14 protein-coding genes and 2 tRNA genes are annotated in these 20886 nt (G+C 40.5%); 8 read left to right on the top strand and 8 right to left on the bottom strand.

The window, feature by feature from the left end; genetic code table 11:
• Positions 1–768 precede the first annotated feature (768 nt).
• The 4 genes from DUL71_RS27095 (at position 769) to DUL71_RS27080 (ending at position 3858) form a co-directional block, all read left to right on the top strand.
• Positions 769–1791 carry an LLM class flavin-dependent oxidoreductase gene (locus DUL71_RS27095; protein WP_114940967.1) on the top strand — a complete coding sequence of 341 codons (1023 nt, stop codon included), beginning with the start codon at positions 769–771 and terminating at the stop codon, positions 1789–1791.
• A gap of 1357 nt (positions 1792–3148) precedes the next feature.
• Positions 3149–3466, top strand: a complete 318-nt coding sequence (locus tag DUL71_RS27090; protein ID WP_114940966.1) for a hypothetical protein — start codon at positions 3149–3151, stop codon at positions 3464–3466.
• Positions 3467–3565: 99 nt separating this feature from the next.
• A tRNA-Val gene (locus tag DUL71_RS27085) sits at positions 3566–3640 on the top strand.
• A gap of 143 nt (positions 3641–3783) precedes the next feature.
• Positions 3784–3858: transfer RNA gene (locus DUL71_RS27080), tRNA-Val, on the top strand.
• Positions 3859–3922: 64 nt separating this feature from the next.
• Here the strand turns inward: DUL71_RS27080 and DUL71_RS27075 are convergent.
• Positions 3923–4768 (bottom strand): TIR domain-containing protein, encoded by an 846-nt coding sequence (locus DUL71_RS27075; protein ID WP_208645659.1) that lies wholly within the window; start codon positions 4766–4768, stop codon positions 3923–3925.
• A gap of 147 nt (positions 4769–4915) precedes the next feature.
• On the opposite strand from DUL71_RS27075, the gene DUL71_RS27070 reads away from it, so the two are divergent.
• The 4 genes from DUL71_RS27070 (at position 4916) to DUL71_RS27055 (ending at position 11241) form a co-directional block, all read left to right on the top strand.
• The gene (locus tag DUL71_RS27070; protein WP_114940965.1) at positions 4916–6064 is read left to right on the top strand and encodes an SIR2 family protein; all 1149 of its coding nucleotides are present in this window, start codon (positions 4916–4918) and stop codon (positions 6062–6064) included.
• Positions 6065–6094: 30 nt separating this feature from the next.
• Complete coding sequence (locus DUL71_RS27065) at positions 6095–7486, top strand: nSTAND1 domain-containing NTPase (RefSeq protein ID WP_114940964.1); 1392 nt, start codon at positions 6095–6097, stop codon at positions 7484–7486.
• Positions 7483–9669, top strand: coding sequence for a WD40 repeat domain-containing protein (locus DUL71_RS27060; protein WP_114940963.1), 2187 nt, complete (start codon positions 7483–7485; stop codon positions 9667–9669). Before DUL71_RS27065 ends, DUL71_RS27060 begins: the two co-directional genes overlap by 4 nt.
• A 69-nt stretch (positions 9670–9738) precedes the next feature.
• Entirely contained in the window at positions 9739–11241 is a 1503-nt protein-coding gene (locus DUL71_RS27055; protein WP_114940962.1) for a thioredoxin domain-containing protein, read from the top strand.
• A gap of 131 nt (positions 11242–11372) precedes the next feature.
• On the opposite strand, the gene DUL71_RS27050 is transcribed toward DUL71_RS27055, so the two are convergent.
• The 7 genes from DUL71_RS27050 to DUL71_RS27020 form a co-directional block, all read right to left on the bottom strand.
• A complete protein-coding gene (locus tag DUL71_RS27050; RefSeq protein WP_114940961.1) occupies positions 11373–12212 on the bottom strand; it encodes an endonuclease/exonuclease/phosphatase family protein in 840 nt (279 codons plus the stop codon).
• Positions 12213–12230: 18 nt separating this feature from the next.
• Positions 12231–14024, bottom strand: coding sequence for a RagB/SusD family nutrient uptake outer membrane protein (locus tag DUL71_RS27045; RefSeq protein WP_114940960.1), 1794 nt, complete (start codon positions 14022–14024; stop codon positions 12231–12233).
• Between the two features lie 34 nt (positions 14025–14058).
• A complete protein-coding gene (locus tag DUL71_RS27040) occupies positions 14059–17595 on the bottom strand; it encodes a SusC/RagA family TonB-linked outer membrane protein (protein WP_114940959.1) in 3537 nt (1178 codons plus the stop codon).
• A 115-nt stretch (positions 17596–17710) separates the two neighbouring features.
• Positions 17711–18673 carry a FecR family protein gene (locus DUL71_RS27035; protein WP_114940958.1) on the bottom strand — a complete coding sequence of 321 codons (963 nt, stop codon included), beginning with the start codon at positions 18671–18673 and terminating at the stop codon, positions 17711–17713.
• 74 nt (positions 18674–18747) lie between these two features.
• The gene (locus DUL71_RS27030; RefSeq protein ID WP_114940957.1) at positions 18748–19356 is read right to left on the bottom strand and encodes an RNA polymerase sigma factor; all 609 of its coding nucleotides are present in this window, start codon (positions 19354–19356) and stop codon (positions 18748–18750) included.
• A 63-nt stretch (positions 19357–19419) separates the two neighbouring features.
• On the bottom strand, positions 19420–20196 hold the full coding sequence (locus DUL71_RS27025; protein ID WP_114940956.1) for a M17 family peptidase N-terminal domain-containing protein: 777 nt from the start codon (positions 20194–20196) through the stop codon (positions 19420–19422).
• Positions 20197–20548: 352 nt separating this feature from the next.
• Complete coding sequence (locus DUL71_RS27020; protein ID WP_114940955.1) at positions 20549–20797, bottom strand: hypothetical protein; 249 nt, start codon at positions 20795–20797, stop codon at positions 20549–20551.
• Between the last annotated feature and the right edge of the window lie 89 nt (positions 20798–20886).

Raw genomic sequence — 20886 nt, 5'->3', positions numbered from 1 at the left:
ACAGCATGGTCAAGCATGCCGGAATATCCACCCAGAACCGGAGGCGAACCGCCACGGCTTCCAAGAGGGGTTTGAGACCAGCGCATTTGTCAATTCCTTTACTTAGGTTTGCAGATATTTATATTTTTAAATAATTATATCTTTGTTAAATACGCACAGGCGATTCGATTATTTAAAGGTGATCCATTAGGTACCTCTAATTGAACGAAAACCACAAAGCATTGATTTATAGCGGAAATTAAACTGATTAGTGTTACCTAACTGTTTCTAACTCTACATTTCATTGTACCATAAATGATAACGGCACATTATCTATATGGTAATCGACAAATAAGGTTAAATTCAAGGATTTTAAGATTGCATTTCCTTTGTAATAACCTCCTCATTTCTTACTTTTGTATATATCATTTGAAATCAAACAGCTTTAAAATAAAAGTGAGTTTTAAGAGAGTCGCTTTTGTAATAGTTGGTAAAATATTGGTTATGAGCGCTAAGTGAACATAGTTCATGTCCCGTCCATTCCGCAGAAAGCCTTACTGAGCAGTAAGGCTTTTTTGCTTTTTTAATATTTATACCGTTTACACCATCCTCAATACCCTCTCCACAGGATTTTTTTGAATTCCTCCTGACGGAATTATATCCCGTTTAATTTTATTTTTGATTGACCGGTATTTGCTTTTACAGGGCAATCAAAATCAACACAGAGCATTCGTTTTAATAAGAACGGGCTTTAAATAATAACTATTATTTTATGATTCAAAAGATTATATGAAGAAAATCGGTTTCTTATCATTTGGACACTGGTCCGATCATCCTGCTTACAACACCCGTACAGCAGGTGATACCTTACTTCAATCTATTGATCTGGCTGTTGCAGCTGAGGAAATTGGCATTGATGGGGCATATTTCCGGGTACATCACTTTGCTCGTCAATTAGCATCGCCCTTTCCACTACTTTCGGCAATAGGTGCTAAAACCAGCAAAATAGAAATTGGCACGGGCGTAATTGACATGCGGTATGAAAACCCATTGTACATGGTAGAAGATGCCGGCGCTGCCGATTTAATTTCCGGCGGACGGTTACAATTAGGCATCAGCAGAGGTTCACCGGAGCAGGTTATCGACGGCTGGCGCTATTTCGGCTATGAACCTGCCAAAGGAGAAACCGATACAGACATGGGCCGTACCAAGGCCTTAGAATTTCTGGACAAGTTGGATGGTGCCGGGTTTGCCGAGCCTAATCCATATCCAATGTTTCCGAACCCTCCTGGCCTATTGCGCTTAGAACCTTATTCGGAAGGGCTACGCGAACGCATTTGGTGGGGAGCCGGTTCTAATGCAACGGCTATCTGGGCCGCCGAAAACGGCATGTACCTGCAAAGCTCTACCTTAAAAAATGATGAAAGTGGCAAACCCTTTCATATTCAACAGGCAGAACAGATCAGATTATATAAAGAAGCCTGGAAAAAAGCAGGCCATGCAAGGGAGCCAAGGGTTTCGGTGAGTCGCTCTATCTTTGCGCTGGTCAACGATGAGGATAAGTATCTATTCGGACAGCAAGCTAACAGCTCCGATAAGATAGGTTATATAGAAGCCAATAAACGGGCGATCTTCGGAAAAAGCTACGCTGCCGAACCAGATCAGCTGATCAAAGAGCTCGCGCAGGATGAAGCTATCCAGGAAGCCGATACCGTACTTTTGACAATACCTAACACTTTAGGAGTTGACTATAACTTGCACGTACTATCTTCTGTTTTAAAATATGTGGCACCCGGACTGGGATGGCGTTGATTTTTCAATATTATCCCAATGGCCAAAAGAGATTTTGATCAACAAGCCATCCCGCCTGCTTAATTAAAAAGCAACGGGATAAAACCAATCTTAAAATTTTCATTAAATAAAAAAGGCCGGACAACTCTCGCAGTTATTCCGGCCCTACATCTACCTATGAAAAACAACCCTTTGAGAAGGGTAATAAGCTATATTCAAACGTGGTGCCAATCTTAAAAATTGCCTTTAATTGCCTAATTGGCAGCTTTTTAAAACCAAAACCATCCTCAATGTGTAGAAATGACACCCTTAACCGGGAATTAATTTCCCAATGGTTAATTTTGGCAGATTTCGCTTTAATTATCAGGAAACATGCATGTCCCGAATAAAAAAGGCCGGAACACTCTCGCAGTATTCCGGCCCTACATCTACCTATGAAAACAACCCTATGAGAAGGGTATTAATACCTATCCAAACCCAATGCCAAACGAAAAAACATGTGCTCAATAGTCTCAAAAAGCACTTTTTAAATTACATAGCAAATAAAGTGTGCAAATACATTCCGTGGATAGTGGCGTTATTTTCCCAAAGGTTAAAATTCGAGACTTGATCAGTTCAAAGACACTCCAAACCTATTATGCCACTTTTAGATAGCCATTCGCACTACTCACTGGCTGCCGAAGGTTAACAGCTTAAACAATACAGTAAAAAACGATTTTTAAAAACTGGTAAATAAAAAAGGCCGAAACACTCTCGCAGTATTTCGGCCCTACATCTACCTATGAAAACAACCCTTTGAGAAGGGTATTAATATCAATCCAAACTAAATGCCAAATGACAAACACGCCTCTAATAGCCCCAAAAAGGCATTTTGACACGATGAACTATAAAAAGTGTGTAAATACGTTCCGGGATTAGTGGCATTATTTTCCCAAAGGTTAAAATTTTTCGCCCCGATCAATTTAAGGAGCAATCTAAATCTGCAATATTGGCCTTAAGCCCCTTTTGTGGTTTTATATCGGCAGAAAAAAGGAATTAAGATCTTACCTAATACACAACAGCGGAATCAAATTTTAAAAACGTGGTAAATAAAAAAGGTCGAAACACTCTCGCAGTATTTCGACCCTACATCTACCTATGAAAAACAACCCTTTGAGAAGGGTATTAATATTTATTCAAACGAAATGCCAATTGATAAATTGGGGCATATTAACCTAAAAAACAGCTTTTTAATATTACCTATTCGTTAAAATGTAGAAATTTTACTCAAACATGGGTGAGATTTCCCCACCATGGGAAATACACATATTTTTCAAACAATTTCACACTTTAAACACTTATAAAGAAACCAACCCCGCTAAACTTTGTTAACCCAACTATGGACTATAATGTATATTTACTGGCAACCGATCCTCAAAACCCCTGCAGGGATGTGATCCACTCCAGGGATACACGGCTCAAGGTAAAAGTTTATTGCCTTGATGAGGAACTATTTAGTCCGGATGATAACGAGATACAGCTTTATGGCTATGCCGATCATAAGCTTTATGCCTTTGAAACTGTAAACGTTGAAGCCGAAGACGCGCTTGATTTAGTAGGTGCCATACAGTGGTACGCCAATTATATCGATTTCCCAAAAATGGAGATCCTCCCTGAAGACCCGCGACCGCGTGCCCAATACCGGGATGTTAAGTAAATAACAATCTTAATATCTGTAAATCAGCACACTATTTTTATTTGAAATTTTATTTGGACAAATAAACGCAACCTCCTATATTTGCAGTCCCAAAAGGAAGGGAGCTTAGCTCAGCTGGTTCAGAGCATCTGCCTTACAAGCAGAGGGTCACTGGTTCGAACCCAGTAGCTCCCACAGAAAAGAAGCCTAACAGCAATGTTGGGCTTTTTTATACTACTATTACCTGCAAATACTTTATAAAAGTTCTTGCATTATTTGGCAAAGTGAATTATCTTCGCCACTCGGTTTTACCAGCTAACGGTAACATCAAAAACAAAGGGAGCTTAGCTCAGCTGGTTCAGAGCATCTGCCTTACAAGCAGAGGGTCACTGGTTCGAACCCAGTAGTTCCCACATAAAAAAGCCTAACAGAAATGTTGGGCTTTTTTATGTCTTGTGCTGTTTTTAGCCAAAGCGTTTAATGGTGCTGGCCAATATCCTTATTGATACTTTGTATTATTGCTTCATATAGCTCATTAAAGTTCGATTGCTGATGCCCATCAACGGTAAGTGTATTCATATCCCTGATCTTATCAACCAATCGCGGCAAAAACGCCCTAATGTCTGAATATAAGTCCAAATCTTCGCGAATACCGTGTAAGTTGGCAATGGAAACCTTTTTCATTGCAGCTTGAAGTTCAGTAAATTGTGTCTCCCAGTAATCTACATAATTAAGGAAGTTTATCGCGTTAAAAATATTTGCATCCCTTAGTACTACCGGGAATATCCTTTGGACAAACTCCCCATTATTTGCAACCTGCAACAACTCAAATAAACAATTTTTTGACTTTAGGTAGCGGTCACTGATAACCAGTACAACGCATTTTCCTTTACCTATTGTTTGCATAAATTCCTTTATGCTACTTCGGTATCCCAAGGTCGTTTTATCACGTACTATGGCAATATTTCTTTCGCTTAGCGCATTAACTATAGCATCCGTAATTATCTCACTTTCCCCGCCCCAGGCATAAGAAATAAACACCTCGCCTGTTGATTCTTTTTCACTCCGAACAGATGAGATAGAATTCTTCTCATATTCTTGCAGTACTGACAATATATTTCCGGTAATTGTTGCAAAAGCAATACTATCTTCCGAAGCGGTCAATATACCGCCTATCAGATCCAATTTATATTTCCGATACTTTGCAGAGATGGTATGAGCTACGTCATCTAAATTAGTACCCTCTGTTAGAAGCAACGATGCTTGTATCGCCTTTTCAATCTCTCCGTTTTTTATCAGGAGCCGTATTTCTGATGTTTCCACAATTAATAATTTATTATTTCAAATATATACTATTTACCCGTAGTTAAATACTGATATACAGACATATACAATTATTTTTTTTTCAAAAAAAATAGGATACACAACTAAAAGTTGTATATATTTATTAATACTAAACTTTTTTCACCAATGGACGAACCAGTTGTCACAAAAACAAACAACCCAGATTGGGATTTTTTGCTTGCAACATTAAAGGAGGATAGATGTATTCTGCTTTTGGGGCCGGATATTATTAAAGTTTCCGATCCTAATGATACAACTAAGGTGCGGCCTATTCAAGATGCACTATTGGATTATCTTGATGCCTATCGAGACCCCAATATTCTTAAATACTACAGCCAGGACGAACTTTTTTTATTTAAAGATATGCCTGCCCAAACAAAGGTTTTTTACAAAATAAAGAGATTTTATGCCAACACACCTGTAAAACGCGATATATACGAAAATATAACAAAGGTTCCTTTTCCCTTAATTGTCTCTGTTTCGCCAGATATGTACCTGGATCAAGCCTTTGCAACTATGGGATTTCGGCATCGCTTTGAGGTTTATAAAACGGCGTCAGAGTCTCACGCCATTGCGCCCATTACCGGGCAAGACCCCGTAATCTATAACCTATTTGGTTATGTTGATGACGAAGAATCGCTTGTATTGACACACGATGGGTTATTTGATTTTTTAAGCGCTATAATGGGTAAGAGGCCTCTCCCAAATGAAATAGAAAATATGTTTCAGCGGGCCACAAACATTATATTTCTTGGATTTAAATTTGAAAAATGGTATGTACAGCTATTATTAAGGCTTCTAAAAATACACAACTCCGCCTACAACCGTTCGTCCAAATACTCTTCTAAAATTACCAATAATGGCAGTTCAGAAATTGAAGATTTATGCAGAGAACAATTTCATATTGATTTTATCGACACCCAGATAGAAGATTTTATAGAAACGCTTTGCGAAAAATGCAAAGAAGAGGGAATCCTGCGAAGTGTTAAGAATTCTAAAAACAATAAGGTTGTTTTAACAGGGATCCCGAGAATAGAACAGTTAATCAAAGAGGGTAAAATAGCTGAAGCATTAGAGGAACTTAATGACTTTGTTGACAACAACAATAGCATCCCTGATGATTTATCTAAAGCCTCTATAGCTATATATGCAAGATATAACCGGTTTGAAATTAGAAGAACCAGCGGGGTATTAACATCAGCTGAAGCAGAAGTTGAAATGGCAATTATCACAGAGAATACTTTGGCGTTGACGTCCCTAATGAAAAAGTTGTAACGCTTTTTAATGAACAATAAAAACAATACAATGGCTTTAGGATTTAGATACCCCGGCGTAAAACCGTTTTCAACCGAAGACCGGGACTTGTTTTTTGGTCGGGGCGGCGATATTGACAGTTTATTTAAACTGATAAATGTTGAACAGCTATTGGTGCTGTATTCAAAATCCGGGTTGGGGAAAAGTTCGATATTAAACGCCGGCTTAACTCCTAAACTAAGAGAAACCGGGGATTTTGACATCCTGAATATACGCTTTGGGGTTTATCGTCCCGAAAATGAAATGAGTCCGCTTGACACACTATTGGCAAAAGTAGGTTTAGGAAGAACGTACAATGCGTTTGCGCCTGCCGACATCAACACCAGGAGCGCCGCTCAGGTTTGGAGGGCCTTAAAAGCTATCCAAAAAAACACCGGCAACAAAAATATATTGATCATTATTGACCAGTTTGAAGAGTTGTTTACTTATCCGGAGGCAGATATTCTGGATTTTAAGAAACAACTGGCCGAGGTGCTATACGTTAACATCCCTTTATCGGTGCGCGCCGAACTGGAGAAGCAAATGATCAACACCCCGGAAGCCATAGATGAGAATGATCTTAAATTTCTATTCGAGCCCCTTAATGTAAAAGTACTGATGTCTATCCGGTCGGATAAAATGAGCTTACTTAATAATCTTAAAGATTACATTCCGGGCATTAACGGCAAAACTTACGAACTTACCGCGCTCAATAACATGCAGGCCGAAGACGCAATCCTGAAGCCGGCATATAAACGTGAAGAGATATTTTTGTCCGATCCATTTGATATTTCTAATGATGCGCTCGACAAGCTTTTATCCTTTTTAACTAAAGACGGTAAACAAAAAATAGAATCATTTCAGCTTCAGATCATTTGCCAGTATATTGAGGCATTGGTAATAGGTAAGAAAATCAAAACCATTGGTACCGAACACTTAGGCGACATCAACAATATTTTTGAGAACTATTACGACAATCTCATCTCAAAACTTCCTACGACAGAAGATCAGCGAAGAGCACGGATATTTATAGAAGAAAAACTAATTTTCGAAGAAGATAAAACGCGACTGAGTATATATGAGCAACAAATTTTACGCGACTACAATGTAAGTAAAACACTGCTTGCCGAACTGGTAAACAGCCACCTGGTACGTGCCGAACCAAATACTGCAGGGGCGCTGTCCTATGAGTTAAGCCATGATACTCTTGTAGATCCGATACTTAAGGCCAAGGCAAAACGGCTTGAAAAATTAAAGATAGAGGAAGAAAAACAGAGAAGAGCATTAGAACAGGATATTGCGGCCAAGCAAAGAAAAAATTACGAGTTACACAATTGTTATTGGTTTGTATTTCAGTGTTGGCAATATTTTCGATTGCAGCGGGTGGGTTTGCAGTCAACATGAAAAAGCAAGCAGATCGAAATAAAGACTCAGTAATAAGATTGTATAACCGTGTTTTGCAAAATAAAGATTCTTTAGCTCATGCTGTTAAAGCACTCAAAATACAAACCAACTTAACAAACAAGGCACTCAAACAAGCAGACAGTGCTAAACAAATTGCAGTACAACAGTTAGAAATAGCTAAAATACTGAATCAAGACTTACAGAAGGAGGTACACGAAAAATTTGTGTACAAAGATAATCTCCGTTTTAATGGTACTGGCTTTGCAAAATCAAACCAAATCGATTCCATAATAAAGGATTGCGCCAGAAACCTCTGCTTATCATACCTGGAGGCAAGAGACCTTAAGCGATATGAAAAGACTTATGTTATGCTTGACAAGCTGGCTATTGCGAGCGACTCTTCTTTAACAAACCCTGACGATGCCGCTTATCAACTAAAAAACATCTATAACATAACCAATGGTACCCAGGAAAAAAACCTCGTGAATTTAATTGGATTACCAATGTTCAATAGCAATGTATTTAGGAAACAGGAAATAATACCTGATTATGATGCTGCGCATTTTCATACCACCTCATTCGCTATCTCACCTGACAGAACCAAATTTGCTTATAATGTAGAAGAAGACGTTGTAGAAGGCAAGTTAGTGGGCGATAGTTTAACTTTTGGTTACATGCCTGATTTTAAGCACAGTCCTCATCTTACTTCCCTGGGGATTAACAACACAGGAGACATTATTGCACGGGAAAAGAAGCATTTGGTTTATTTAAAAAACGGGAGAAAAAAAATATTTAATTTACCGGTAGACAGTAACGCATATTTTAAATTATCACCCGATGGTTCAATGTTATTCACATTGAAGAACGATCTACCACAGTTATGGAGAACAAGTGACCTAATCAAAGATCAGCCTACTCCGATATCGTTTAAAGATTTTGATCAAACAATCTACTCGATTGCTTTTTCAAATAATAACCAATTAATTGCACTTGGGTATGCTAATGGTGTAAGCATATTTGATCTTACAGGAAAACTAATCAGCACGCGTATAGCTCCGGGCAATAAAATATATTATAACAGCAGAGACAAGAAGGTTTATGTCACTGCTTTAAATTTCTCCAGCGATTCAAAAAGCATAATCATGGGTACTTCCCAGCAGGAAATAATTATTTCAAACCTATCCAAACTACCAACAACCGGTCAAGCGTTCGACTTCAGAGCCAATCTAAACGAAATAAGCAATGTGTCATTGTCTCCAGACGAGCAAAATATTTTGGCAGGATCGGCAGATGATGGAAAATACTTTATATTAAATATACCGGAAAACTTGTTTAAAAAATTACCGATAGATACAAATATTGTTTATGCCGACTTCTTAAGTAGCAGTGCGATAATTTATGCGGGCTTCCATGGTAAAATCACGATCTACAATATTCCTCCTAAATTTAACAATTTAAATAGTGCTATTAGCAAAACACAAACCTTCAAACCTTTAACATCCATTAAAAAGAAAGCCTCTAACCGGATAGTTGACTTTGGCGATCTAATGTTATCAAATGACCCGCAGCTATTACATGACAGGGGATATAGTTTTCAGAAAGGGTCAAATAACAAGGATTCTCTTAATAAAGCCAAACAGGTTTTCACGAGGTTAGTGGCAATCACAAAGGAAAACCCAAAATATGATTATCTAAAACATTTGATTGATGTAAATGCCGCTTTAAACAAGCTGGAACCGAAAAACTATTTCGCAAAGGTTACCCACCTTAAAGAGAATATCATGCTGTACGCGGATATACTACAACTTACCGTTTCAGATAGTGTGAAGACCGTATCCGCTAAAAAACTTTCTAACAACTGGGGTGACCTCGCTTATAACCAGCTATTCATTAAAGACTACAAAGGAGCTATTTCTTCATCGCAAACAGGCCTCCAGTTAATAAAATCAAATGATTGGATAAATACCAATTTAGCCTTGGGTTACCTTTTAAGCGGCGATTTTGAAAGTGCAAAGGCTATTTATCTGCAGTATAAAGACAAAACTTTCAATCAAGCAGAAGATATCAAATTTAAAACGGTATTTCTTGAAGATCTGGCTGTTTTAGAAAGCGAAAGCATCATCACATCGGACAATACAGAACTATATGCTCATGTAGAGCAAATTAAGGAGATGTTGAAATAAAAACATCTTAGAAGATTAGACTATTTGGTAAACCGTAAACGATTATCTAAAAACTAAATAAAAGAAATCATGAAAACCAAACTACTCTTTATGTTTTGTTTCGCTTTGATACCCTATGGTATTAAGGCCCAGGGGATCAAATTCATTGATAATAAGACCTGGAAGGATGTATTGGCGATGGCTAAAGTTCAGAAAAAACTTATTTTTTTGGATGCTTATGCCTCCTGGTGCGGCCCGTGCAAGTATCTGCAAAATAATGTGTTTACTACAGCGGAAGCCGGCACTGAGTACAACAAAAACTTTATCAATGTAAAAATGGACATGGAGAAAGGCGAGGGAATAACGCTGGCCAAAAAATATGATGTAAAAGCCTATCCAACTTTGTTTTTCATTAATCAGAATGGACAATTGATTCATTTAAGCGTTGGGGCATTAGAGGTAGATCAATTTGTTGCATTAGCCAGAGATGCCAGGAACCCTCAAAAGCAGTTTTACACTGTACGCAACAAAGCCATAACCGGGGCTTTGCCTACATCGGCTTTTACTGAATGGTTAACAGCCGCCAAGCGAATAGAATATGGAGGTGTTGATGAGGTAATGACGGGGTATATAAAAAGCAACCAACATCCTTTGATGGAAAAAGACATGCTTAACATTATCCTGGATTATGCTAACGTTTTAAATGATGAACAACTTACATTCCTTAAAACTAACAGATCGCACATAATAGAATTGACCGGCAGAACGCCCAAAGTATATGATGACATATATACAGAAAAAGTGGTTAACAGTGCCGTCAGTAAAATGCCGGCCAATGGCGAATTTGATTTTGAAAAATTTAATTCGTTAATCGCGGTTTATCTTTCGCCCGAAGAAGCTAACTCCACAACTAAAAAATTAAAAACACGCTACGGATTAAACAATCAAACATTATCATTTGAGGAATTGATTACATCCGATGATGAAGACGTTTTGACAGCTGGGGCAGAGTTTTATTATCGTGACAAAAAAGAATACCTGAATAAGTCAAAACAGCTTTATGTTAAGCTCCTTAAAGCAGGCAAAAAACAAAAACCATCAGTTTACACATTTCGGATCGTTCAGTTAAATAATGCGTTGAACAATTCCGATCCTGATAATTATTTTGGCAAGGTTGAGCGATTAAAACAAAGTATATCGCTGGTTGAAAAAAACATGCAGGACAGTACTGCCGCTGATTTTTATCCAAAAAACAAATTATCTTCACTGTATGGAGATTTGGCTTGGAACCAACTTTTTATCAAAGATTTTGGCTCTACCATCGCTTCTGCAAAAAAAGGCATTGAATTAGCTAAAGAAAATGATTGGATATATACTAACCTGGCGCTCGGCTACCTGCTTAGCGGCGATGTTACCAATGCAAAAACGCTCTATATCGATCTTAAAAACAAAAACTATGCTAATGGGCAAAAATCTTTTAAAGAAGCTTTCCTGAAAGATTTTGAAGATCTTGAACAAGAAGGCATAATCATCCCTACAGATGCGGATCAATATCGTAATGTGAAAGAAATAAAGACATTACTCAATCAATAAATTCTTTATATCAGTGAAATAAACAGATAAAACGTTGTTAAAAACAGGGGCAAAAGTATAGATGACAATCAGTAATTTACAAAAAAAGGGGCCACCTCCGGCAGCCCCTTTTTCAATAAACCAGGATTATCTTACAAATTCACTTCCGCCAATACCGGGAAATGATCTGATGGAAATTTTCCGTGGTAGCTATCGCTTAAAATACCCCATCTTTTAACATCCACTTTACCGGTGGTAAAAATATGGTCGATTACACCGTTTGATTTTAAGGCCCTTCCAAATGAGTTAAAAGATGCATTAAATCCATACGGCTGTTTTGCCTGACTGTAAGTGTCAACCAAATAGTTTGAGGTTGCCAGGCGCTGGTACCAGGTACTGTTATGATCGCCATTCAAATCGCCGGTGAATATGGCTTTTTCGTTGCCGGCAATTTCTTTGATCTTTTTCAGGATCAGCTTACCACTTTCTTCGCGGGCTATTTTCCCCTGGTGATCGAAATGCGCGTTAAAGAAATAGAATTTCTTTTTGCTTTCTTTATCCTGCAGGTACACCCATGAGCATATCCGGTTGCAGCAAGTCGCGTCCCAGCCTAAGCCTGGTTTATCAGGTGTTTCTGACAGCCAGAAATCACCTTTTTTCAACAACACAAATCGGCTCTTTTTAAAGAATATGGCCGAATGTTCGCCGGCATCCTTACCGTCATCCCTGCCTAAGCCATAACGCTCATATTCGGGCAGGGCATTGTTTAAATCATCTAATTGATTTTTTAGCCCTTCCTGGGTTCCAAAAATATCAAACTGATGAAAACGGATCAGCGCGGCAGCAACCGGCGCACGGTTCGCCCATAAATTGCCGGTATCCCTGGGGTTATCAAACCGTAAGTTGAAAGTGCCTGCAATTAAATGCTGCGCATGGCCTTGCATACACACAAACGCAAATAATAAGGCAAATAAATATTGTTTTATCTTCATGATTATCTATGTGTTTGATTATTGTTCCCAACCCGGGTTCTGACCTAATTTAGGATTCTGAAGCCTGTCGGTTTCGGGGATAGGGTACAGGTAAAACTTGTTGTCCCATTTACGCTGAACGGTTGTTAACCAGGTGAGCTCATTATCGCTGTTAAGCCTTTGCGGATTTGCAGTACCTCCGGTTAACGTAGCGGCAACGCTAACATAGGTTACACCCGAAACCTGGTTTGCCGGAAGCGTAGTATAAAAGCATACGTCGGGCTTACCATCTTCATTTAAATCAAGTGGTACATCCAGCGCCGGTACGTAAAAACCGTTCCAGGTCTGATCCATCAGCTCACCGCGTTTCCACCTTACAATATCATTGAACCTGAAACCTTCAAAAGCAAGCTCAATACCACGTTCACGCCTTATCTCTAATAAAGCAGGATCGGAGATTGCCGGGAAGTAATTTGTTTGCAGGTATTTATCGGCAACAACCGGCTTGGTAGCCGTATTGCCGGTTATACCAGCCCTGCGGCGTAAGGCGCCAATGGTAAGGTTCCAGTCGGCATCGGTAAATGTACCCAGCTCGGCTTTTGCTTCAGCATAATTTAACAATACCTCGGCATAACGCATAAGTGGTATTGAGTTGGTATTGCGCGATCCGCCATCCATCGAGGCATCATCCTGAGTTAATTTAATAGGCTGGTAACCGGTATAGGTATACGAAAACACCGGAGGGGCGGCCTGTTGCGTTGCGCCATTTAAACGGGTGTAGTTACCCATACGGATGGTTTGCTGTAAACGCATGTCACGACCTTTTACCTCTTGTGCAAATGGCATTGTTTTATAGCCGGGCTTATCGGTAAATGGCGTACCATCAATATTAAGATAGGTATTTACAAACGTGCGGATAAAACTTAACCTGTCGCCGTAGGTGGCGCTGGTCCAATACCAGTTTGAATCGTTGAAGATACCCAGTGCAGGATCAGAAATCGCAGCAAGGATCACCTCCGATGCTACCGGCGCCTGGCTGGTGAACAATTGCCTGTATGCTTTATCGGTACCGCCTGCGGTGTTCAAACTAAAACCACCTTCGTTCATTACTTTTTGCGCGGCAGTAACACCCTGATTCAGCAATCCATCAACCGATGATTGTAAGCCATATTCGTCATGATATTTTCTGAAGGTACCTTCAAACAAGCAAACCCTTGATTTAAACGCGTAAGCCGTGTATTTGGTAATAAGGCTCCGTGTATTATCGGTAGTGTTGATATGCAGGCCTGCATAGTCAAGATCGGCAAGTATCGAATCGACAACAAGCGTCCTTTTGTCCCTGCCGTTATATAATGCAGGATCATCAACCTTCATGGTTTTGCCAATCCATGGCACATCGCCAAAACGTTTCAGTTTATCAAAATAAAACCAGGCCCTGAAAAAGCGTGCAAGACCTATAAAATGCTGGCGCTGATCAAGCGAGATAGACGGGTTTGTACAGTTTTCGATAAAGTAATTAATGTTACGCAAGCCGCTCCAGCTCCAGCCGCTGCTTTGTCGCGGACCAAACGCGCCCGGCCTTAAAAAATCAGGAACCGATGTCCTGGCGGCATAATCAGCCATCGCGTCGCCGCGTACAGCGTCGCCCGCTGTTGGCAGGATATCGTAAAACGAGTTGGCGTATAGCTGCAAACCGTTTATACTTCCAAAAACAGCGCTGTTGGTGGCGGTGTCCTTTGGTACCTGGTCTAACTTTTTACAGCTAACTATAATCAAGCTTGCAAAAAGCATTGCTATGGCTAACTTAATGTGTGTTGCTTTTATGTGAAACATATGGAATGTCTTTAAAATTGTCGTCTGCTATTGATTAAAATGTTGCGGTGAAACCCAGGGTTACGCTCTTAAGTATCGGGTAGTTATTTCCGTTACCACTATTACCATCGGTAAGTACCCTGTCCGATCCGTTGATGCTTTCAGGGTCGATATCTTTGGTGATCTTATAAAGCGGCGACCAGGTTAACAGGTTCTCGCCCGAGAGGAATACACGGAAGTTGTTCAGCTTGATCTTCTGGATCAAACGCAATGGCAGGTTGTATCCTATCTGTACGTTTTTCATGCGCAGGTAAGCCGCGTTTTGCAGGTATTTGGTTTGCGCCTGGGTTAACTCACCCGAGCCATTTTGTGCCGAATAGCCACGGTACCTTGGGAAGTATGCATTAGGGTTATCTTCTGACCAGATTTTACCCAATTGCGATTGCGGCACTTTATTATATGGTCTGTTGTATTGTCCCCAGAAAACACTTGCTTCGGAACCCGGATACCAATCGCGTTTGGCAACGCCCTGGAAAAAAGCCGAGAAGAAGAAGTTATTCCAGTCGGCATCAACACCAATGCCGTAAGTATACCTTGGTGTACTATTACCAATAATGCGTTTATCACCAGGTTTATTTACAGTTTGATCGCCGTAGTCAATTACGCCATCGCCGTTCAAATCTTTAAACTTGATATCGCCCGGTAAAAGCTGCCCGGTAGTTGACGCTTTAATAAGGGTTTGCTTTGGGGAGTTGGCAATATCCTGTGCAGATGTGAAATAGCCCGCTGTTTCAAATCCCCATATCTCGCCTACTGTCTGACCTGCGTAGTAATCATTCAAACGCTTATCGGGGTTATTGTATTTGGTGATTTTAGCTGTATAGTCGGCTAGGGTTAACCTCAGGCCATAGTTAAACGGCTTTGCTCCGGCATTAAACTTGTCGCGCCAGGTTACAGTTACTTCCCAGCCTTTTGTTTTCAGGTCGGCGTAGTTACCTTTAGGTACATCGGTACCAAAAACAGCAGGTAAGGTCATACCTACGGTAAACATGTTGGTTGTTCTGCGGATATAGCCATCGGCAGAAATATTCAAACGATTTTGCAGCATGCCCAGATCCAAACCAAGGTTTTGGACGTTTGAGGTTTCCCATGTTAAACCATCGGGCAATACACCCGGCTGATTGGTTTTTTGAGGTAATACACCATTCAGGATCCTGCCCGATTTAGAAATACTGAATTTTTCCTGGAACGCGTATGAACCAATGCTACCATTACCCAACGAACCGTAAGAAGCCCTTACTTTTAAATTGGTGATCAAATCTTTCGATACTTTCCAGAATGGTTCATTGGAGATTTTCCAACCTCCGGAAACAGAAGGGAAGAAAGCATAACGCTGATCGGCAGGGAATTTTGATGAGCCATCATAACGGCCATCTACCTCAACCAGGTACCTGTCTTTAAACGAATAATTCAAACGATAGAAACCGCCTACGATATCCCACTGATCCCAGCCACCTGCAGTGCTTATTGACTGGCCCAATGCCAGGTTAATATCCGTTGCATCGTCAAAAATTAAACCGTTCCGTGTAACGTCCAGCGATTTTTTGGTTGATTGCTCGAAGTTAAAACCAGCCAATGCTTTGAAATAATGGCCGCCTTTCAATTTAGGCTCAAACTCGCCATAAGTGTTGGTGGCGATGTATTGGGTACTTTGGCTATAATTTTCAAGGTCATTATAGGCAGTACCTACGTATTCAATTACGCCCGGTTTGCGGCTATAAGCAACAGGCACGCGTTTACGGGTTTGGCCGTTGTCAGTATTCTGAAACGTGAAATCGCCTTTAACCCGGAATGTATTATCAAAGAAACGTGCCGTGAAACCTGTAGTATTCCTAAATACCCTGTTATCAAAGTCGATACCGTTTTTGCCGTAAAAATAATCACCTACCGAGTAAGCGGCAGAATAAGTAAGGGTGCCATCAGGATTAAATAAAGGCACCATGGTATGGCCTTCATCCTGAATATTTCTCCAGATACTACCACCTTCACCTACGTTTAACGGGTTATGGTATTTCATATTGGAGTAATCGGCATTGTTATAAAGGGTTAACCATGGATACACCTGTAATGATCCTTTAGCCCTTAAATTATACATCCTGTAATCATCAGAATTATAGCGGAACAAACCATCCTGTGAATAGTAACGGCCGGTGATCAGGAAGTCGGCTTTGTCACTGTTACCCGAGATAGCGATGTTATGTTCACGGGCTTCGTTATGATCCTTGTACAATAGCTTGTACCAATCGGTGTTACCATAATATTCATATTCGCCGGCACTATTAACTATGGTCGATGGCAATGATGGATCAAGGGAATGCTTTCTGAGTTCTTCCAGGTAAGCCGGGGAAAACTTAACTGTTTTATTGATGTTTTGTGGTGTTTGCGAGTAATCATTCCATGCACTCCAGGCATCGTTAAACATCTTAGCGAAGGTGTATCCATCTGTAACGAACTTAGGCACAGTGGTAGGGCTTTTAATGGAGTGGTTAAATGAATAAGAAACAGATGTTTTGTCTGTAGAAGGGTTTTTGGTAGTGATGAGGATAACACCAAAAGCAGCCCTTGCACCATATATAGAGGCCGAAGCCGCATCTTTCAATACCGAAATTGAAGCCACATCATTAGGGTTGATCCTGCTCGGATCGCCCTCAACACCGTCAACCAAAACCAGCGCGTTTCCACCCTGACCAATAGAGGTAGTACCCCTTACGTTGTACGTTGGCGATTGGATAGGTTTACCATCAAGCGGCACCAGGTTAAGGTTGGGAATAACGCCCTGCAAGCCCTGGGTTAAATTAGGCAGCGACCGGTTTTCAAGCACCTTTGAGGTAACCTGATCAACAGCACCGGTAAGGTTCTGCTTCCGCTGTGTGCCGTAACCAACAACCAACACCTCGTTCAATGTACCTGATTGTGCTACCAATGTTATAGGCTTAAGCTGCGTGACCTCGCCCGATTTTATTTTAACCCCGGGTATTCTTTTCGTCTCGAACGAGATGAAACTTACCACCAGGGTATAGTTTCCGTCATCGGCACTTATGCTAAATTCGCCGTTAATGTCGGCCTGTACCCCTTTGCTGGCTTCCTGCAGCATAACGGTAGCGCCTGTTAACGGCACACCTTTTTCATCAACAATTTTTCCAGTGATTTTACCTAAGGCAGGCTTTGGCGGCTCTTTTTTAAACAGGGTAACGGTACCTGATATTTCTTCTTTAAAAGCGATATCGGTATTTTCAAAAAGGCTTTTTAATATATCAGCTAAACGCTCGTTATTAAAAGACTGGTTTTTAACCTGCACATCGGCCAAACCAAGTAATTTGGGGTCGTAGGCAAATTCAACATTACCGGCAATTTCAATTTTTTTAACAGAACTTAATAAGGTTTCTTTTGAGAGGGAAACGCTAACGCGTTTCTCAAAAACCTGTCCTGTGCTTGGGGCGGCTATCAATACACCTGCGCCCGCGATAATAATGGTGTAAATCAGAAAAGTGATACGCATGGCTTTAGTTAAGCAACGTAAGTTTTTTTTCATACTTTTGAGTTCTTAGTGGATTTTTAACGGAGAAACTAAGGGCATAAGCAAATAGGGCTCAATCTATTAGCTTTGCAATCAATGGCCGGTTCTGCTACAGACCGGCTTCTTTTTTTTAATACATGGTTACATCATTGTTTTTCCTCCTGCAGCTGTTTTTGTGGATGGAACATATTAGCTTCATGGTTTCATCAATCGTGCGCGAATGGCTGATGATGATATTGTATTTATAGGTATCTGTAAGCTTGTTTTTACTGGTGAGTTTTACCCCGTAGATGTTGTTGACGGTTAAGGCCAGTTCCCGGAAGGAAGCATTGCTGAGGGCGCTTTTACCTTCCACCCAACGCCTGCTTTTTTCGCCGTTATAGGCGCTCATATCGTAACTATGCTCTTGTAGTGAATAGGTAGCCCTTTGGTTAGGCCCCAGCACAGCCATTTTGCCTTGCTTATCGCTCACCTCCACGTGGCCGGTACGCAGGGTTACGGCTACGTAGTCTAATAATTTGTATGCTTTAACATTAAATGACGTACCCAGCACCTTAGTGGTTATGCTGTTGGTGACTACAAGAAAGGGGTGTGCAGGATCGTGCTTTACTTCAAAATAAGCTTCGCCCTCATCCAGGTAGATATTGCGGGTTGGCTTTTTCTCAAAACCATCAATAATCCGGATGCTCGACATGGCATTGAGCCAAACGGTTGAACCATCAGGTAGCTCCAGCTTTTTCACCTGCCCAATACCGGTTTTAAAGATGGCATAGCTTGGCTTTTGCTGTTCCTGCTGTTGCTGCGCAATCTCCCGGCGCACCAACAACCCTGCGGTAGCCAGCACAATGATTGCAGCGGCAGCCGCGTACCTGATAATATTTAGTCTTCGTATTTTGGGAGGAGGATTGCTGTTTACGCGTGCTCTCGTGTAGTTGTAGATCTCGCTTTTAAACTGCTGTTCTTTAGCGGCAGGTAATGATTCATTGATATCATCGTACGATTGATACCATTCATCAACCAGTTTTTGCTCCTGCTCGGTAGCTTTATTTTTAAGGTAGCGGTCAATTAATTTTTTAAGCTCCGACGAGTCCATTCAGTTTTGTGCGTTTTTTACTGACATGTTGCACAAAGCCGCTTTTACTACTTCTATTTTACATCAACTTTCTGTTAACTTTGTGTAAACAGGATGACGAGACAAACAAAGCAGTTAATATACCGGTCGGGGTATTCAACTTTAAGACGGCGTTTTAAACGTTTCAGGGCTTCGGTAATATTGTTTGATACCGTTTGCTCAGCGAGATTGAGGTTCTCCGCGATTTCTTTTACCGAATAACTGTCACTACGTAACAGGAAAGCGCGCTTCATATTAACCGGCATATCTTCTACCTCTTCACTTACAATTTTTTCCAGGTTAAAGTAGGATACCAGGTTTTCTTCTTTATAAATAATATCATTAATACGGCTTAAAGCATTTTCCATGGCGTTTTGCCTGATGGCTTCAGAGCGAAAATGATTTAATACCTTACGTTTAACCGCGCCAAATAAAAACTGCTCAAGAGACGTGTTAATCTGAAGCTCACCCCGCTTTTGCCAAACGTCAATCAACAGGTTCTGCACAATATCTTTCGCGGCCTCATCATCTCCTAACCTTGTCTGGGCAGCTATAAAAAGTGATTTCCAATAGCGATTGAACAATACATCAAAAGCGGTGATGTTATCGTCCCTAAGCATTTCCAACAGTTCATGATCAGCAGGAGGAGTATCAAATTGTTGCATCCGCCAAAATTAAACAACCTACGTAAAGTAAAAGTTAAATAACACACTGATCGTTCAGATTGGTTAATTACCTTTTGAAGTAGCAAGAAAGGCCTTAACAGCATCGGCTGTGATTTGAAAAAAAGCAGGTCCTGCAAGCAGCGTTATTTTAGCCATGGGTTGAAAAGCCGTAAGCGAGTGCCCTTTTAAAAAACGCTCGGTTTCATAAGCGTTTATAGCGCCTTTAATTACGTTAACTGCTACCGCGCCTGTAGGTGAGTCAATTCCTGCGTCTTTTAAATCACTGGCATGCGAGTAGCTACTTACCCCTAAGCGTAAAGCTTCACGCATCTCTACTCGGCCAACGCTTGTCATTAGTTCCGGATTGAAGGTTTTTCTGTCTCCAAGGCCTATGATCAGCAATTTTTCGGCAGGCATACTACCTGCGGGTGGTGTAATTAGTATGGTTTCCAATGCATGACCTTCAAACCTGCCGCTTTTTCTCAATTCGGTAAGCATTCCTTTTAATGCATCATCCACGTGCACCAGGCCATTCAGATTGCGGGGCAAGGCGGGTGGCGAATTAAAAATGTCCCCTTCGGTATATTGAAAAACACAAATTACCTGCAGCGGAGTTTGCTGGTTGGATGGCGCCTGAACAGCAACAGCTATTGTTATACTATCTATTTGTCCCAATACTTCAGATGTGCCCGGCGCAGCCAGTTTCTGGGTTTGTGCAAAACCTGTAGCCGCACCTGATAAAACCAAAGCAGCCACTGCAACCAAATACCGAAGCAACTGTCGTAAACCTACACATGTATTTATGGTTGATTGTTGGGGTGTTGATGTAGCGTAATTCATAAAGTAGATATTTAAATTGATTGAAGTATTATATTTTGATCCTTTGCTGATAAATCAAAATTGGGTAAAACGACAAAACAATAAAATGATGTAGATTAAGAAATACAAGATCTCTTAGGAGCTGTTTAAAATCTATAAATGCAGATTACAAGCAAGCAAAACTTCATTGCCGTTGGTTTTAACCAACGGGATAATGAGTAACCGCAAGATGGCTTTAGCCTAAATCCGATTGTAAATTAGGCTAAAGCCAAGACCTTTTAGCTTTTTTCCGTTGGTTAAAACCAACGGCTATGAATAATTTTTATTTTAAATGGCTTCTTAAGAAACAGCTGAATCGACTATCAAATCCAAATCAAACTTTATGTTCTGTAATGACAGCATCACCGTCATCACTTACGACAACGTCACAATCTTTTACTGATATATGGTGCTTAAACTGACCGATTGGTTCAATCCAGTCTCTTGAAGTAAAAACCGGTGCCTGTATCTGAACAGATTCTACCAGGATCTCTTCGCCGTCGAGTACAAGGCGCCAGCATTCGGTTTGGCCGTTGCTGTTTGTATTATAACGGATATGTGCCAGCTGCACTTTCTTATGCATAAACGTATTAGGGTTTTCGCAACAAACGACCGATTAAAAGGAAAAGTATCTACTATCGATGTACTTCGGAAATCCATCTTATTTGTTAC

The organism is Mucilaginibacter endophyticus (assembly GCF_003351025.1).
In the GTDB taxonomy this organism is placed as follows: Bacteria; Bacteroidota; Bacteroidia; order Sphingobacteriales; family Sphingobacteriaceae; genus Mucilaginibacter; species Mucilaginibacter endophyticus.
This window is presented reverse-complemented; position numbering and strand designations above follow the sequence as displayed.

Coding starts and splice junctions, on each gene's coding strand:
- DUL71_RS27050 (WP_114940961.1), bottom strand. CDS start 12,212: ATGAAGATAAAACAATATTTATTTGCCTTATTATTTGCGTTTGTGTGT.
- DUL71_RS27045 (WP_114940960.1), bottom strand. CDS start 14,024: ATGTTTCACATAAAAGCAACACACATTAAGTTAGCCATAGCAATGCTT.
- DUL71_RS27040 (WP_114940959.1), bottom strand. CDS start 17,595: ATGAAAAAAAACTTACGTTGCTTAACTAAAGCCATGCGTATCACTTTT.
- DUL71_RS27060 (WP_114940963.1), top strand. CDS start 7,483: ATGAAAAAGCAAGCAGATCGAAATAAAGACTCAGTAATAAGATTGTAT.
- DUL71_RS27090 (WP_114940966.1), top strand. CDS start 3,149: ATGGACTATAATGTATATTTACTGGCAACCGATCCTCAAAACCCCTGC.
- DUL71_RS27020 (WP_114940955.1), bottom strand. CDS start 20,797: ATGCATAAGAAAGTGCAGCTGGCACATATCCGTTATAATACAAACAGC.
- DUL71_RS27035 (WP_114940958.1), bottom strand. CDS start 18,673: ATGGACTCGTCGGAGCTTAAAAAATTAATTGACCGCTACCTTAAAAAT.
- DUL71_RS27055 (WP_114940962.1), top strand. CDS start 9,739: ATGAAAACCAAACTACTCTTTATGTTTTGTTTCGCTTTGATACCCTAT.
- DUL71_RS27025 (WP_114940956.1), bottom strand. CDS start 20,196: ATGAATTACGCTACATCAACACCCCAACAATCAACCATAAATACATGT.
- DUL71_RS27065 (WP_114940964.1), top strand. CDS start 6,095: ATGGCTTTAGGATTTAGATACCCCGGCGTAAAACCGTTTTCAACCGAA.
- DUL71_RS27095 (WP_114940967.1), top strand. CDS start 769: ATGAAGAAAATCGGTTTCTTATCATTTGGACACTGGTCCGATCATCCT.
- DUL71_RS27030 (WP_114940957.1), bottom strand. CDS start 19,356: ATGCAACAATTTGATACTCCTCCTGCTGATCATGAACTGTTGGAAATG.
- DUL71_RS27070 (WP_114940965.1), top strand. CDS start 4,916: ATGGACGAACCAGTTGTCACAAAAACAAACAACCCAGATTGGGATTTT.